We start from the raw sequence: 14,934 nt of genomic DNA, 5'->3' as shown, positions 1-14,934 counted from the left end.
AATTAACCGCACTTTAGTCTTTTAAATAAACAAAAGGCGTATTGTATACGCCTTTTGATTAAATAAGAAGTTTATCCTTACGCAACGGTAAGTTGTCCTGCATACAAGATGAAGTAACGTAAGCAGAGAACCCCGATTAAGTCGAAGATTGACACAAGGATAATAAAGTTCTTGTTGTATTTTAAGTTGTCTTTTACGGCAAGGTTGGCAAGTAGTGGAATTAAGATACCAATTAAGAATACCCCAATCCAGAAGACTGCACCCCAGAAGCCAGATAATGCATTCTGTAAGGCAACCACTTTTTGGCCACCACCAAAATAAAGACCCACGAAGAAACAAACTAATAAACCAAGCTCAGTTACCATGATTGGTACTTCAAATTTATGAATGAAGTGTGATTCATGGCTATCACCTTTTAATTTACCTGCAATGAGGATAAATAAGAAGGTTGCAGCAATACCTGAAGATGTGCCTGAAGCCAAGAATAACGCTGGTAGAACAGGGTTATTTAACATTGGGTAACTAATCAATGCTGAAAGTAAGAAACCGGTATAAGCCCCTAGTACAGCAGCTAAGATGAAGAGAATGACTTCTACAGGACCAGTTAAACGTTCTAATACATTGATAATTTTACCGACAAAGCCAAGTTTTGGCATAAAACGTTGGATGAGCGCCATGATATCTTCTTTGAAGATAACTGCACACCAACATACCAAGAACAGCATATAAACTTGGAATAACATTACCCCCATAGACATTACAGAGTTGAATTGATAGTTAAACATCAATTTCCAGAATGTCCAAGGACGTGCCAAGTGGAAAATTAACAGGGTTAAACCAATTAATGTTGGCACAGAACCTAAAACGGCGGCTGCTCTGATAATCCAGTTTTTGCTAGGATTTTCTAATTTGTGACTACGTTTATAAGCAATCGCTAATTGTACCGCACCGGAAGAAATACCAAGTAAGAACAAATAGATAGCGATTGTTGAATCCCACACCAAATTAGGTGTGTGAAACGGAACAGGATAATCTAATGTCATCTTCTTGGCTCCCCGTGTTGGAATGGAATATGGTAGAGATTTGGTTGAGTACCTAATTCCACTTTCGTGCGATAAACCGGTTTTTCTTTCACTTTGCGGGACACTTCGCTGCTTGGGTCATTCATATCACCAAAGGTTAATGCTTTGGTTGGACAAGCTTCTACACAAGCAGGTTGTTTGCCAGCTGCTAAGTTTGTATCGCGACAGAAGTTACATTTATCCGCAGTAAGATGCTCTGGATGAATGAAACGTACGCGATAAGGACAAACTGCGATACAGTATTGGCAACCCACGCAAAGATCTTTAGTTACATCAACGATACCTGTTTCAGGATCAATAAATGATGCACCGGTTGGACAAACAGCCACACAAGGGGCGTTTGTACAATGTTGGCAAGATTGACGGAAAAACTCGTATTCTTGATTTGGGAATTCGCCATAAGGTTCACTACGGAGAATTTCCAAACGTGAAACGCCTTCAGGAACGTGGTTAGTTTCACGACAAGCATCCATACAAGCGGTACAGCCGATACAAGCTGTTTCGTCGTGTACCATTGCATAGCGTTTCGGTTTATCCGCCTTTTCCTCTTTCGCTAAAGAGGTAACTGATGTCCCCGTCATAAGGATTAATGCCCCCATGCCGGAAACAAAGTTTCGGCGTGAACAAGCTGTCATTATTTATCCTTTTGTTCGGTTGATTGCGTTTGTGATTGTGCTTCTTTTGCCGCTTTGCGTTTTTGTTGTTCGCCGTGGCAATCTACACAAAGTTTCACACGATTTTTCGGTTGAATACCTTTCATCGCATCATCTTTCGGGTGTAATGTGTGGCAGCTTGCACAAGGCAATTTCATTGCGTGAACATCGTGTGCCCAAAGTTTTTCACGAAGTTTTGCCGGTTGGTGACAAGCAAAACAAACTTGGTTTTGTTCTTGCGCGGTATACATAGGTTTTTTATCACCAAAGATATCGCCATCAAAACGCATCACATCTTTTGCACCACGACGGTGATCTTCCGAAATATTACCGTGACAGTTTACACAGTTAATCGGTTTACCTGTGTTAGGGCTTTTTTGATTTAAGTGTGCGCCGTGGAATTTACCAAAGTGTAATTCACCACCAGATTGATCTAAAGTTTGGTTTTTATCAACTTGGTCAAATTTGTGACATTTTGCACAATATTGGTTTGGATCACGTTGGTTATCCAATTGTGGCTCATAAGTCAGTTGAGAGGCAGGTGTTTTTGCCATCTCTTCCGCACTTGCAGCCATTGGCATTGCCGCAAGCATTGCAAGCAATGCAAGGGATTTTGCCGATTTGCTGATTAAAGAAGTTAAATTCATTCTGATTACCTCAAATATATGGTTAAAAATGACCGCACTTCGACACTTTAGTTACAAAGTGCGGTTCTTTTTTTATTGTTTTGTTGCGGTATCTTCAGCTAATTTGCCATTGGCTTTCGCTTCTTTTACCCATTGAGGTACAACAGTTTCTAAGAATTCTTTTTTCGCTTGACGTTCTTTCTCGATATCGATACCCATTACTTTCCATGCTTTATCAGCTGTAGAAATATCTGGTACTTCAACTGGAGTTTTCACGCCGTGTTTAGTTAAGATTGCTGCAAGTTTAGCACGAGCATCAGCTGCTTTGTCTAAACCAGAACCTAATACGCGAAGCATTACATCAGGAGCGTGCATGTGGCCACCGTGGCTTGCTGCAGAGTAGTCCCAACGCCATTGTGCGTGACGGATATCCATTAAAGCAGGTTCCATTTCTTCTTTAGTTGCACCTGCATCCCATGCCGCTTTTGCTTCAAAGTGAGCGCGAACAACTTGATCTTCTAAGCGACCCATTACATCTTTCACTTCTTTTTTACGTGAAGCGACGATGTCTTTAAGTTTTTCTTTGCTTTGATCGTGACAGTTTGCACAAGTGCTATCAAATGCATCAAATGGGTTTTGGATTTGGTGATCGGTGTAAACTTTACCGTCTTTACCTTGTACTTTAGGCATGTGACAGTCGATACAAGTTACGCCGTTTTTACCATGCATACCTAAAGACCAAATTTCAAAGTCAGGGTGTTGAGCTTTTAACATTGGTGCTTTAGAAAGAGAGTGAGTCCAGTCACTGAAACCGATATCATCGTAGTATTTTTCGATGTCATCAACAGTTTGACCGTTATCCCAAGGGAAGGTTACTTGTTTTAAATCACCTGCGAAGTAGTATTCAACGTGACAGTTAGCACAAACTTCAGCACGTTGCTCGGTACGGGCTGCGCCATTGAAACTTAATACTGGTTGGGTTTTTCCTTCAGCTTTTGCTTTTGCTTGAAGTGCATTATTTAAGTGATCCAATGCACGAAGAACGTGTGGACGAGCAATACGTAATGCAGGTTTGCCTTCAGCAAAGTCTTTTGATGTCGTATCGTGACAGTCAGCACAACCGATTGAGTTAACCACTTCTGCGCCGGCTTTAGCCCATTTACCGCTAAAGTAGCCATCTTCACCCCATTCCGCGATTAAACGTGGAACGTCTGGGCCTTTACAAGTCCAACATGCCATTGGTTGTGGGCCATCAGTCGCAGTTTTTGGTGCGCCGGTACGTAAAATATCACGTAGATCTTTTACCGCATAAACGTGACCACGAGGTGCGTTATATTCTTTCGCGAAAGCATAACCGCCCCATAACACGATTAAACGTGGATCTTGTTCATCTGCATAGATGATTTTGTCGCCTTTTTCAGTCGCTTTCCACGAATTGAATTGGCTAGGATATTTCTCAGCGAATTTTTCATTCACTGCTTCGATTTTTAAATTTGGGTTTGCTGCTTCCACAGGTTGCTCAAGAGGTTTGTACACCATTTCAGCCATCGCTGAGTTATACACGCCTAAAGCTGCGAAAGAAGTGGCCAAAACAAGGCTTTTTCTCAATGCGTTCACGATAATCACTCCATTAGGAAAGAATAAAAAAATAATTTTAAATGCAAACAATTCCTATTAAGCTTTTGAATTCACTCATAAAAATAGTTCAGTGCAAGCATAAGATACCAAAAAGTAGTAGTTTTTCTAAGGTTATCTTCCAAAAGTTTGAGGTTGATCAAACTTTAAAATCAAAATACTTCTAAATGGGTATAAAAGGATTAGGGAAGTGGTAGGTGAGTTGCATATTAAGAGAAAAAAGTGCGGTCAACTTTTACATTGTTTTTGACTTATATAAAGACGATTCCATGCTCATTATTACTGACTTTGGCCTAATTTTAATGAGCATTCTTTTTACGCAAACGATACCTTGTATAGAAAATGTAAATTTCTTGTGAAAAATGGTATAAAAAGCGATCATTTTCTTGATCTTATAGATGAGTCAGCTATACTCTCAGGACCTTATTTTTACCCAGCTTGTTCCTATTGTTGGGATGTGATGGATACCTAAATCTATTTAACTTAGGAGAACTTTTTTATGAACAAAGTATTTAAGATTATTTGGAACAAAACGACACAGTCTTTCGTCGTGACATCAGAATTAGCGAAAGGAGCCGTAAAAGCTTCTTCAAACTCCGAACAACGTGTAGCAAGCGAAACACGTTTGTCTTCTCTTTTCAAACTTTCTGCATTTGCACTTTCTTTATCTGCGGTGATGATGCCGGCACAGGCTGTAGATTTAAGTACTCCTCTTATTAAAATTACGGAGGGAAAAGGTAGCATGTTTAAGGGTGAAGCTGATGCTGGCGGCGGTGCTAATATTGCGATCGGTAATAATGCAACAGTTGCAAATAAAAGTGCTTCTGGAAGAGGAAGAAATATAGCTATTGGTTCAGGTGCCTATGTATCCGGGGCATATAGTGAAGAATCTATTGCAATAGGTAGTTCAGGAGACGGGGCTACAACTCAACGAACAGAAGTGAAAGGCGATCAATCTATTGCTATTGGTGCCAATACTTTGGCTCAAGGTAATTCATCTATTGCAATTGGTAATGATGATCTTAATAAAGTCGGTGGCTCAACTTATACAGGTGCAGAAAAGTTTATTAAATATGATGAGAGTGGTAATAAGATAGATGAATATATTCTAAAGGGAAAAGCTTTAAGAGATATCTATAAAGAGATGACTGGTGATACGATGAACTATGGGGCGTACACAAGCACAACTTCGGGAGAGGGGGCTATTGCTATAGGTGTGCAAGCATATTCTCCTGCAGAGTTATCATTAGCTATTGGTACGAAAGCTAAAGCATCTACTTTTGGTGCGATCGCTCTTGGTACAGGGGCAAAAGCAGATAAATTAAACTCAGTTGCATTAGGGACAGCCTCAGAAGTAGATAAAGAAGGGGTAGCTCGTGTTACAGAAAATATTTTAGGTACTGAATATACTTGGGCGGGTGGTGCAAAAGTTGATAAAGGAGACGTTGTTTCTATCGGTAAAAAGGGGTATGAACGTCAGCTTATTAACTTAGCACCAGGTGAGGTTTCAGAGACCTCAACCGACGCAATCAATGGCTCACAACTTTATAGTGCATTTAAAGCAATTAATGCTGCTAAAACTGAAGTAGTAGCAGGTGAAAATACGACAGTTGACAAACAAACAGACGATAATGGTAAAAGTGTTTATACAATTAATGCCGTGGATACGTCAGCGAATGTGACAACTTCAGATGCACTTACTGTAGAGCCAAAAGATCCAGAAAAGGTAGGTGATGCTTTAGTAACTAACTATCATCTTGATTTATCTAAAAAAACGAAAGATGAGATTCAACAAGGTGTTGATGCGAATACTACGGTTACCACAAAAGGTTTAACTTTTAACGGTGATAGCGGTTCAACTAATGTGGAAAAATTGGGTTCGACTGTTACGATTAAGGGTGATGATGAGAACATCACTACTGAGGCATCAGGTGATGAAGTTAAAGTTAAATTAAACAAAGACATCAAAGTTAATAGCGTAAAAGCTGGCGATACAACCATTAATAACGAAGGTTTAACTATTGAAGGTGGTCCAAGCGTAACTAAAGCAGGTATTAATGCCGCTGGCAATAAAATCACAGGTGTAGCCGCTGGTACTGCTGATACTGATGCAGTGAATTTTTCACAGCTTAAGAAAGTAGAAGAAGTAGCTAATAAAGGCTGGAATTTAACAGCGAATGGTACTAATTCTTCTAATGTAAAACCTGGTGATACCGTTGATCTGAAAAATACAGATAAGAACATCGATATTACTAAAGATGGTCACAATGTGACGTTCAACTTAGCTAAAGACATTAAAGTTGATAGTGTAACCGCTGGTGATACCGTGATGAATAATGACGGTGTTAAGGTTGGTGATAATGTTGCTTTAAATAAAGATGGTTTAAAAGCTGGTGATGTATCTGTAACAAAAGATGGCATCAATGCTGGTGGTAATAAAGTCACCAATGTTCAAGATGGTGATGTAACCAACACATCGAAAGATGCGGTAAATGGTAGTCAGTTATACGCAGTAAAAGAACTTGCAGGTAAAGGTTGGAATGCAACTGCAACGAAGAAAGAAGGCTCTACTGGTGAAGTAAGTGGTACTGAAGTTGCTAATGTAGCGCCAGGTGCGACTGTAAACTATATCGCAGGTGATAATATCAAACTTGAACAGAATGGTATTAACTTCACGATTTCTACCACAAAAGACTTGAAAGCTGAAAATGTCACCGCGAAAACAGTTAATACCACAACGATTAATCTTGGTGAAGGTGATAACTCAACGCCAATTACAGTAGTAAGTGGTAAAGATGCAGCACCAAACTTGGATGGTAAAACACCAAATCGTATGAACTTTGGTGGCGAAACTATCGCAACATTAAGTGATGGCTTAAAATTTGGTGCAAATGTAGGTGATGTTTACGGTGCGAAATTAAATAGCCAAATTAATGTGAAAGGCGCAGATAGCAACACAAACTGGAGTGAGTTTGATGGTGGCGATAATGTGATGACCAACATTGATAAGAGCGGCAATATTCGTGTAGGTATCAAGAAAAACCTTAAAGTGGAAAGCGTAACAGCTGGCGATACCGTTTTAAATAACGATGGTGTAAAAGTTGGTGATGATGTTGCTTTAACAAAAGATGGCTTAAAAGCAGGTGATACAACCATTAATAAGGATGGTTTAACTATTACTGGTGGCCCGAATGTTACTAAATCAGGTATTGATGCTGCTGGTAAGAAAATTAGTAATGTGGCTGATGGAAGTGTGACACCTGATAGCAAAGACGCTGTGAATGGTAGTCAGTTATACGAAGTGAAGGAGCTTGCGGGTAAAGGTTGGAATGCAACTGCAACGAAGAAAGAAGGCTCTACTGGTGAAGTAAGTGGTACTGAAGTTGCTAATGTAGCGCCAGGTGCGACTGTAAACTATATCGCAGGTGATAATATCAAACTTGAACAGAATGGTATTAACTTCACGATTTCTACCACAAAAGACTTGAAAGCTGAAAATGTCACCGCGAAAACAGTTAATACCACAACAATCAATCTTGGTGAAGGTGATAATTCAACGCCAATTACAGTAGTAAGTGGTAAAGATGCAGCACCAAATCTTGATGGTAAAACACCAAATCGTATGAACTTTGGTGGTGAAACTATCGCAACATTAAGCGATGGCTTAAAATTTGGTGCAAATGTAGGTGATGTTTACGGTGCGAAATTAAATAGCCAAATCAATGTGAAAGGCGCAGATAGCAACACAAACTGGAGTGAGTTTGATGGTGGCGATAATGTGATGACCAACATTGATAAGAGCGGCAATATTCGTGTAGGTATCAAGAAAAACCTTAAAGTGGAAAGCGTAACTGCAAACAAATTCACTGCGGGTGATACTGTGATTGATGGCAATGGCGTCACCATTAAAAATGGTCCAAGTATGACTAAAAATGGTATTGATGCAGGTAATAAACAAATTACCAATGTTGCACCAGGACGCATTGCAGCAGACAGTACTGATGCGGTAAACGGCAGCCAATTACACGAAGTAAAAGCTGACATGAATAACAAGATCAACCACTTAAATGGTCAAGTGAACAAGTTAGGTAAACGTGTCAATGCAGGTACAGCAAGCGCGTTAGCGGCGTCTCAATTACCACAGGCTTACATTCCAGGTAAGAGCATGGTATCTGTGGCAGCGGGTAATTACCAAGGTCAAAATGCAGTGGCATTAGGTATGTCACGTATTTCAGACAACGGTAAAATTATTATTCGTTTAGCCGGTACGAGCGATACACAAGGTAAAGTGGGGGTAGCAGTTGGTGCAGGTTACCACTGGTAATTTATCGTAAATAAACAAAAGGCATGGGGAACCATGCCTTTTTTATTGCCAAAAGTGCGGTCGATTTTCATCTTGTTTTTCGTATAATAGGGTAAGTCAACTCGGAGAAGAATATGATTATCGGACCTTATATCAATGCACTGGCGATTATCGGTGGTGCAGTTATCGGTGCGGTGCTCGGTGGGCGCATTCCAGAGCGTTTACGCACTAATCTAACCTTAATCTTTGGCTTATGTTCGATGGGCATGGGTATTGTGATGGTGGCGAAAACCACCAATATGCCGGCAATGATTTTATCGCTGTTATTAGGGACGATAATTGGCGAGTTGCTTTTATTGGAACAGGGGATCAATAAACTGGCATCATCAGCCAAAGGCCTTGTTGAAAAGATGTTCCCTGATACACCAAGTAGTATGCATAACCAAGAAGAGTTCTTATCTAAATTTGTTGCGATTGTGGTTTTGTTTTCATTTAGTGGAACGGGGATTTTCGGGGCGATGAATGAGGGGATGAGTGGTAATTTTGATATCCTTATTGTGAAATCCTTTTTAGATTTTTTCACCGCGATGATCTTTGCTACATCGCTTGGTATTTCTGTCGCAAGTATTTTTGTGCCACAAACATTGGTTCAAGTGATTTTAGCTTATTCTGCGGTGTTTATTATTCCTTTTGTGACACCTGAAATGCGAGGTGATTTTGCCGCAGTAGGCGGTATGCTAATGATAGCGGCAGGTTTTCGCATTTGTAATATTCAAATGTTCCATGTGGCAAATATGTTGCCGGCTCTTTTCCTCGCCATGCCAATTTCTCATTTCTGGAGCACCTTTTTCTAAAAAATAGGCGTGTATAACGCCTATTTCTTTTTCTGACAATGAGGGCAATAAAAACTATTGCGTTGCCCAATAACCATGCTTTCAATCTTAGTGCTACATTTTGGACAAGGTTTATCTTTGTTTCCATAAACCAACAATTTCTGTGCAAAATAACCGGGGCGACCATCAGGTTGTAAGAAATCTTTTAATGTTGTACCACCTTGCGTAATGGCTTTTGCTAAGACGTCTTTAATTGTTTCAACGAGCAAAGCACATTGTTTTCGTGTGAGGTTTTCGGCTAATTTCATGGGGTGTAAACCACATAAAAAAAGCGTTTCATTGGCATAAATATTTCCTACGCCTACGACGATAGCATTATCCATTAAAAATGTTTTAAGTGCGGTCGATTTCTTGCGTGATTTTTTAAAAAGGTATTCGGCATTAAATTCATCTGAAAGTGGTTCAGGACCAAGTTTTAGAAAAAGATGAAATTCATCTAAGCTTTCAGTCCATAACCATGCACCAAAGCGTCTCGGGTCGTTATAACGCAGTAATTTGCCATTATTCATCACAATATCAAGGTGATCGTGTTTATCAATGGGGCTATCATGCGGCACAATTCGAACAGAGCCGGACATCCCTAAATGACCAATGATATAACCTTTTTCTGTGTGAATAATGAGATATTTCGCACGACGAGAAGTATCCAAAATGTTGACGTTTTTAAGCGTTGTTAATTCAGGAGAGACAACCCAACGTAATTGTGGTTGGCGCACTACAATTTTTTCAATGGTAAAACCTTTCAAATAGGGGCTGACACCACGCAGGGCTGTTTCGACTTCAGGAAGTTCAGGCATAGATAATCTCGGTAATGAATTTGTGGTATAAAAAAACCCGAACAATGTCGGGCTTTTTTCAAATCAGCAAAATTATTTGATTTTTGCTTCTTTATAGATAACGTGTTTACGCACTACTGGATCAAATTTTTTGATTTCCATTTTTTCAGGCATATTACGTTTGTTTTTATCAGTTGTGTAGAAGTGACCAGTCTCTGCTGTAGAAACTAAACGGATTTTCTCACGAGCGCCTTTAGCTGCCATGTTTTAGCTCCTTAGATTTTTTCGCCACGAGCACGGATTTCAGCTAACACTGCATCAATGCCTTTTTTATCGATAATACGCATACCTTTCGCAGTTAAACGTAAGGTCACGAAACGGTTTTCACTTTCAACCCAGAAACGGTGAGTGTGAAGGTTTGGAAGAAAACGACGACGTGTCGCATTCAACGCGTGTGAGCGGTTGTTACCCACAGCTGGACGCTTGCCTGTTACTTGACAAACTCTAGACATAATAATCTCCAATAATTTAAATATAAGCTCGAGCTTATGGTTCGGATAATGAAGCTTAAAACTAAGCTTGCTTCCTCGTCAGGTCGCAGTATCCGACCCACTTACTATATTAAAGGTCGCAAATTATACTGACTTTATTTTCATTTCTCAAGTCTAAAAGCGATTTTTCCGTCTTTAAATGGAAATGAACGATAAAAAAATCATCAAATTCCCTAAAACTATAACAGATTATGCTCTGCAAAAGAATAACAAGTCCCTTTGCCGACAATAAAATGATCTAAAATACGAATCTCCATTAACTCGGCGGCTTCAATAATTTTTTGTGTGATCATTTTATCTGAATAACTGGGTTCTGCGATACCAGAAGGATGATTATGAGCTAAAATTAATGCGGCTGCATTGCAGTAAAGGCTTTCTTTGATGATTTCACGAGGATAAACATTCGTCACATTAATTGTGCCTAAAAATAACCGCTCTTTTTTAATCAAACGATGTTGATTATCTAAAAATAACACCATAAAAATTTCACGTTCTTCGTGGTGAAGCTCTGCTTGAAGATAAAGTTTTACCGTGGATGTGTCGCTAAATACATGTTCTATCAGCAATTCTTGTTTGAGATAGCGTTTGGTCATTTCTGTGGTGGCTTGTAGTTGAATAAACTGCGTAATGCCTAATCCTTTTACTTTGCAAAAGGCTTCTTTATCTGCACTTAATAAGGCTCGAAGAGAGCCAAAATGTTGCAGCACGCTATGTGATAATGCCATGACAGGGCAACCTTTAATCCCAGTGCGTAAGAAAATAGCAAGTAATTCGTGATCCTCTAGGGCTTCAACACCATATTTCAACAGTTTTTCACGAGGCATTAAGGGGGAGTTTGTCTGCATATTAATTAATGAAAAGAAAAAAGTGCGGTCAATTTTCATGATGTTTTTAAGTATTGCGAATTGTCAGTTTTATTTTTGGTATAGCGATCGCAAAAATAAAATTTTTTATTGGTGAAATTTGAAGTAAAATAGGCGACCTTAAGTTGTTAAGTACTAACACACAAAACATATCCATTCTATTAAGTCGTAGCGGAGTAGCAAATGAGCTTGAGCGGAAAGCGTATTGTTGTCGGGATTACAGGAGGCATCGCCGCCTATAAAACCATTGAGTTTATTCGTTTATTACGCAAATCTAACGCAGAAGTTCGAGTGGCTTTAACACCCGCTGCCGCTGAATTTGTCACACCTTTAACGCTACAAGCCATTTCGGGCAATGCGGTTTCTCAATCTTTACTTGATCCTCAAGCCGAATTAGCCATGGGGCATATTGAGCTCGCAAAATGGGCTGATGCGATTGTGATTGCACCAGCCAGCGCCGATTTTATTGCACGTTTAACCGTTGGAATGGCAAATGATTTACTAAGTACGATTTGTCTTGCGACAAGTGCCCCTATTTTGCTCGCACCGGCTATGAATCAGCAAATGTACCGCCAGGCGATTACACAACAAAATTTGACCGCCCTTTCTGCTCGAGGCATTCATTTTGTTGGACCAAATAGTGGCTTTCAGGCTTGTGGTGATGTGGGCGCAGGGAGAATGTCTGAACCCGCTGAAATTTTTGAGTCGCTTCAATCACTTTTTGCCGTTCAACAAGATTTAGCTGATTTAAGCGTTACCATTACAGCAGGCCCGACGCGTGAAGCTATTGATCCTGTTCGTTATATTTCTAATCACAGCTCAGGCAAAATGGGCTTTGCGATTGCCGAGGCCTTTGCTAAGCGTGGGGCTAATGTTACCTTAATTGCAGGTCCTGTTAATCTCGCTACGCCGAAAAACGTTCATCGTATTGATGTGACAACCGCCCATGAAATGTGGCAAGCCTCTCTTGAAAGTGCGGTCAAAAATCGTATCTTTATTGGCTGTGCCGCAGTAGCAGATTATCGAGTCGCGGAAGTTGCTGAACAAAAAATCAAGAAAACCAATGATAACGATGAGCTTTCTATTAAATTGGTGAAAAATCCAGACATTATCGCAAGTGTGGCAAGTTTAGAAAAAGATCGTCCGTTTGTTGTAGGCTTTGCAGCTGAAACGCAAAATGTCGCTGAATATGCGAAGAGCAAACTTCAACGAAAAAATTTAGATATGATTTGTGCGAATGATGTATCGGGTGGGCAAGTATTCGGACAAGATCAAAATGCCTTGCAGATCTTTTGGAAAACAGGCGAAAAATCGTTGCCGTTAGCTGATAAAAATAAATTGGCAGAAGTGTTAGTCACAGAAATTGTTGAGCATTATCACAAATAAAATAGGCTCAAAATTCGTTAGATTTTGTGACCGCACTTTTGTATTTAAGATTTCTTTTAAAGGATAATAAGCATGAAAAAAATTGATGTAAAAATTTTAGATAGCCGCATTGGCAACGAATTTCCTTTACCAACCTATGCAACCGAAGGTTCAGCAGGTTTGGATTTACGTGCATTGCTTGAAGAGGGCATTGAAATTCAGCCAGGCGAAACTAAACTTATCCCAACAGGCCTTTCAATTTATATTGCCGATCCGAACCTTGCAGCAGTGATTCTGCCTCGTTCGGGTTTAGGTCATAAACACGGTATCGTATTAGGTAACTTAGTGGGCTTAATTGATTCAGATTACCAAGGTCCATTAATGGTTTCGGTATGGAATCGTGGCCATGAACCGTTCAAAATTGAAGTCGGTGATCGCATCGCACAGTTAGTTTTTGTGCCAGTCGTACAAGCGGAATTCAATATTGTTAGTGAATTTACCGAAACTGAACGCGGTGAGGGCGGTTTTGGTCATTCAGGTAAAAAATAAACTATGGTAGAACAATTATCTCTCGTTGAAGTTGATGAGATTGCGGCGGAAATCAAACCGCCAAAAATCGAAAAACGCACGGTAAAAGAACGTCGTCAACAAGTGTTGACGGTACTTACGCATATGCTACATTCTGAACGTGGAATGGAGCGTATGACAACAGCGCGTTTAGCGGAAGAAGTGGGGGTGTCAGAGGCGGCACTTTATCGTTACTTCCCAAGTAAAACCAAAATGTTTGAAGCGTTGATCGATAATATTGAAGCGAATTTATTTAGCCGTATCACCACATCAATTCGTAATGAAACAAACACCATGAATCGAGTGCGTGACATTATGCAGATGATCCTCGACTTTGCACGTAAAAATCCTGGTTTGACACGTATTTTGACCGGACATGCCTTGATGTTTGAAGAGCCACTTTTACAGGCTCGTGTCGCGCAATTTTTCGATCGCCTTGAAATGCAATTTGTGAATATTTTACAAATGCGAAAATTACGCGAAGGGCGTGGTTTTAATGTCGATGAACGTATTATTGCAGGGCATTTAGTGACGCTTTGTGAAGGGCAGTTTATGCGTTATGTCCGTACAAATTTCCGTTTAGGCGCAAATCAAAGTTTTGAACAGCAATGGCGTTTTCTTGAACCGCTTTTTGCTTAATTGACTTTAGTTGATAAATATATGATTATTCCATGGCAAGAACTGCCAAAAGAAACCTTAGAAAATATTGTGGAAAGTGTGGTACTTAGGGAAGGCACCGATTATGGTTCACACGAATTTTCTTTAGAACAAAAAAAACAACACCTACTAAATAAGATTCACAATGGAAGTGCAGTGATTGTTTGGTCAGAATTACATGAATCCATTGATATAAAAGATAAAATGGAATTTCTAAAATGAATCAATAGGAGCTTATATGTCAGAAGATGTAGAATTACTTGAAGAACAAAAGTTACAAGACGATGATCAGCAGCGCGATCCTGCTCTGGATTGGTTCCTAACTCACTGTCATTTGCATAAATATCCTGCAAAATCGACCTTAATACATGCAGGGGAAGATGCCAATATTTTATATTTCTTAATTAAAGGAACCGTGATGGTTTCATCGAAAGATGATGAAGGCAAAGAGATGATTTTATCTTATTTAGGTGCCGGACAATTTTTTGGTGAGGCAGGTTTATTTGATGAAGGCTCGAAACGTTCTGCTTGGGTGAAAACGAAAACCCCTTGTGAAATTGCGGAAATTTCCTATAAAAAATATCGTCAGCTTATTCAAATTAATCCTGAGATTTTAATGTTCCTTACTTCTCAGTTATCAAAACGTTTGCAAAACACGTCTCGACAAGTGACTAACCTGGCCTTTTTAGATGTGGCAGGGCGTATTGCTCAGGCGCTTATGCATCTAGCAAAACAACCTGAAGCTATGACTCATCCTGATGGTATGCAGATTAAAATTACGCGTCAGGAAATCGGTCAAATGGTGGGCTGTTCACGTGAAACCGTAGGGCGAATAATTAAGATGCTGGAAGATCAGAATCTCATTCATGCGCACGGCAAAACCATTGTTGTTTACGGCACTCGATAGCAAAAATAACCGTCTTTAATCAGACGGTTATTTTGTTTTTGTTACATTGATGTGAT

At 39.8% G+C, this 14,934-nt stretch carries 15 protein-coding genes; 7 read left to right on the top strand and 8 right to left on the bottom strand.

What is annotated here, in order from left to right; genetic code table 11:
* Positions 1 to 77 precede the first annotated feature (77 nt).
* The 4 genes from nrfD to nrfA form a co-directional block, all read right to left on the bottom strand.
* Positions 78 to 1,043 (bottom strand): cytochrome c nitrite reductase subunit NrfD, encoded by a 966-nt coding sequence (gene nrfD / locus PARA_RS00410; RefSeq protein WP_014064036.1) that lies wholly within the window; start codon positions 1,041 to 1,043, stop codon positions 78 to 80.
* Positions 1,040 to 1,717, bottom strand: coding sequence for a cytochrome c nitrite reductase Fe-S protein (gene nrfC, locus PARA_RS00405; protein ID WP_014064035.1), 678 nt, complete (start codon positions 1,715 to 1,717; stop codon positions 1,040 to 1,042). The genes nrfD and nrfC overlap by 4 nt, the downstream gene beginning before the upstream one ends.
* Positions 1,717 to 2,382 (bottom strand): cytochrome c nitrite reductase pentaheme subunit, encoded by a 666-nt coding sequence (gene nrfB / locus PARA_RS00400; RefSeq protein ID WP_014064034.1) that lies wholly within the window; start codon positions 2,380 to 2,382, stop codon positions 1,717 to 1,719. The genes nrfC and nrfB overlap by 1 nt, the downstream gene beginning before the upstream one ends.
* A gap of 72 nt (positions 2,383 to 2,454) precedes the next feature.
* Positions 2,455 to 3,978, bottom strand: coding sequence for an ammonia-forming nitrite reductase cytochrome c552 subunit (nrfA, locus tag PARA_RS00395; protein ID WP_014064033.1), 1,524 nt, complete (start codon positions 3,976 to 3,978; stop codon positions 2,455 to 2,457).
* Between the two features lie 517 nt (positions 3,979 to 4,495).
* Here nrfA and PARA_RS10205 point away from each other — a divergent pair.
* Together PARA_RS10205 and PARA_RS00380 are read left to right on the top strand one after the other, a co-directional pair.
* The gene (locus PARA_RS10205) at positions 4,496 to 8,320 is read left to right on the top strand and encodes a YadA-like family protein (RefSeq protein ID WP_014064032.1); all 3,825 of its coding nucleotides are present in this window, start codon (positions 4,496 to 4,498) and stop codon (positions 8,318 to 8,320) included.
* A gap of 113 nt (positions 8,321 to 8,433) precedes the next feature.
* On the top strand, positions 8,434 to 9,153 hold the full coding sequence (locus PARA_RS00380) for a DUF554 domain-containing protein (RefSeq protein ID WP_014064031.1): 720 nt from the start codon (positions 8,434 to 8,436) through the stop codon (positions 9,151 to 9,153).
* Positions 9,154 to 9,173: 20 nt separating this feature from the next.
* On the opposite strand, the gene mutM is transcribed toward PARA_RS00380, so the two are convergent.
* The 4 genes from mutM to radC form a co-directional block, all read right to left on the bottom strand.
* On the bottom strand, positions 9,174 to 9,989 hold the full coding sequence (gene mutM / locus PARA_RS00375; RefSeq protein WP_014064030.1) for a DNA-formamidopyrimidine glycosylase: 816 nt from the start codon (positions 9,987 to 9,989) through the stop codon (positions 9,174 to 9,176).
* A 72-nt stretch (positions 9,990 to 10,061) separates the two neighbouring features.
* Positions 10,062 to 10,232: a 50S ribosomal protein L33 gene (rpmG, locus tag PARA_RS00370; protein WP_005613503.1), complete on the bottom strand. Its 171-nt coding sequence runs from the start codon at positions 10,230 to 10,232 to the stop codon at positions 10,062 to 10,064.
* 11 nt (positions 10,233 to 10,243) lie between these two features.
* Complete coding sequence (gene rpmB / locus PARA_RS00365; protein ID WP_005599762.1) at positions 10,244 to 10,480, bottom strand: 50S ribosomal protein L28; 237 nt, start codon at positions 10,478 to 10,480, stop codon at positions 10,244 to 10,246.
* A 218-nt stretch (positions 10,481 to 10,698) separates the two neighbouring features.
* Positions 10,699 to 11,364 (bottom strand): RadC family protein, encoded by a 666-nt coding sequence (gene radC / locus PARA_RS00360; RefSeq protein WP_014064029.1) that lies wholly within the window; start codon positions 11,362 to 11,364, stop codon positions 10,699 to 10,701.
* A 201-nt stretch (positions 11,365 to 11,565) separates the two neighbouring features.
* On the opposite strand from radC, the gene coaBC reads away from it, so the two are divergent.
* From coaBC to crp, 5 genes are all read left to right on the top strand, one after another.
* Positions 11,566 to 12,768: a bifunctional phosphopantothenoylcysteine decarboxylase/phosphopantothenate--cysteine ligase CoaBC gene (gene coaBC / locus PARA_RS00355; RefSeq protein WP_014064028.1), complete on the top strand. Its 1,203-nt coding sequence runs from the start codon at positions 11,566 to 11,568 to the stop codon at positions 12,766 to 12,768.
* A 72-nt stretch (positions 12,769 to 12,840) separates the two neighbouring features.
* Positions 12,841 to 13,296: a dUTP diphosphatase gene (gene dut / locus PARA_RS00350; protein ID WP_005698440.1), complete on the top strand. Its 456-nt coding sequence runs from the start codon at positions 12,841 to 12,843 to the stop codon at positions 13,294 to 13,296.
* 3 nt (positions 13,297 to 13,299) lie between these two features.
* Positions 13,300 to 13,953 (top strand): nucleoid occlusion factor SlmA, encoded by a 654-nt coding sequence (gene slmA, locus PARA_RS00345; protein ID WP_005698358.1) that lies wholly within the window; start codon positions 13,300 to 13,302, stop codon positions 13,951 to 13,953.
* A gap of 21 nt (positions 13,954 to 13,974) precedes the next feature.
* Positions 13,975 to 14,193 carry a YheU family protein gene (locus tag PARA_RS00340; RefSeq protein ID WP_014064027.1) on the top strand — a complete coding sequence of 73 codons (219 nt, stop codon included), beginning with the start codon at positions 13,975 to 13,977 and terminating at the stop codon, positions 14,191 to 14,193.
* Between the two features lie 16 nt (positions 14,194 to 14,209).
* Entirely contained in the window at positions 14,210 to 14,878 is a 669-nt protein-coding gene (crp, locus tag PARA_RS00335) for a cAMP-activated global transcriptional regulator CRP (RefSeq protein ID WP_014064026.1), read from the top strand.
* Positions 14,879 to 14,934 lie beyond the last annotated feature (56 nt).

The organism is Haemophilus parainfluenzae T3T1 (assembly GCF_000210895.1).
Taxonomy (GTDB): domain Bacteria; phylum Pseudomonadota; class Gammaproteobacteria; order Enterobacterales; family Pasteurellaceae; genus Haemophilus_D; species Haemophilus_D parainfluenzae_A.
The sequence above is the reverse complement of the archived record's forward strand: the minus strand, read 5'-3'. Positions and strand labels throughout refer to the sequence as shown.

Bases quoted from the DNA above. Each gene is read 5' to 3' on its own strand.
- nrfD (WP_014064036.1), bottom strand. From the start codon at position 1,043: ATGACATTAGATTATCCTGTTCCGTTTCACACACCTAATTTGGTGTGG.
- nrfC (WP_014064035.1), bottom strand. From the start codon at position 1,717: ATGACAGCTTGTTCACGCCGAAACTTTGTTTCCGGCATGGGGGCATTA.
- nrfB (WP_014064034.1), bottom strand. From the start codon at position 2,382: ATGAATTTAACTTCTTTAATCAGCAAATCGGCAAAATCCCTTGCATTG.
- PARA_RS10205 (WP_014064032.1), top strand. From the start codon at position 4,496: ATGAACAAAGTATTTAAGATTATTTGGAACAAAACGACACAGTCTTTC.
- PARA_RS00380 (WP_014064031.1), top strand. From the start codon at position 8,434: ATGATTATCGGACCTTATATCAATGCACTGGCGATTATCGGTGGTGCA.
- mutM (WP_014064030.1), bottom strand. From the start codon at position 9,989: ATGCCTGAACTTCCTGAAGTCGAAACAGCCCTGCGTGGTGTCAGCCCC.
- rpmG (WP_005613503.1), bottom strand. From the start codon at position 10,232: ATGGCAGCTAAAGGCGCTCGTGAGAAAATCCGTTTAGTTTCTACAGCA.
- rpmB (WP_005599762.1), bottom strand. From the start codon at position 10,480: ATGTCTAGAGTTTGTCAAGTAACAGGCAAGCGTCCAGCTGTGGGTAAC.
- radC (WP_014064029.1), bottom strand. From the start codon at position 11,364: ATGCAGACAAACTCCCCCTTAATGCCTCGTGAAAAACTGTTGAAATAT.
- coaBC (WP_014064028.1), top strand. From the start codon at position 11,566: ATGAGCTTGAGCGGAAAGCGTATTGTTGTCGGGATTACAGGAGGCATC.
- dut (WP_005698440.1), top strand. From the start codon at position 12,841: ATGAAAAAAATTGATGTAAAAATTTTAGATAGCCGCATTGGCAACGAA.
- slmA (WP_005698358.1), top strand. From the start codon at position 13,300: ATGGTAGAACAATTATCTCTCGTTGAAGTTGATGAGATTGCGGCGGAA.
- PARA_RS00340 (WP_014064027.1), top strand. From the start codon at position 13,975: ATGATTATTCCATGGCAAGAACTGCCAAAAGAAACCTTAGAAAATATT.
- crp (WP_014064026.1), top strand. From the start codon at position 14,210: ATGTCAGAAGATGTAGAATTACTTGAAGAACAAAAGTTACAAGACGAT.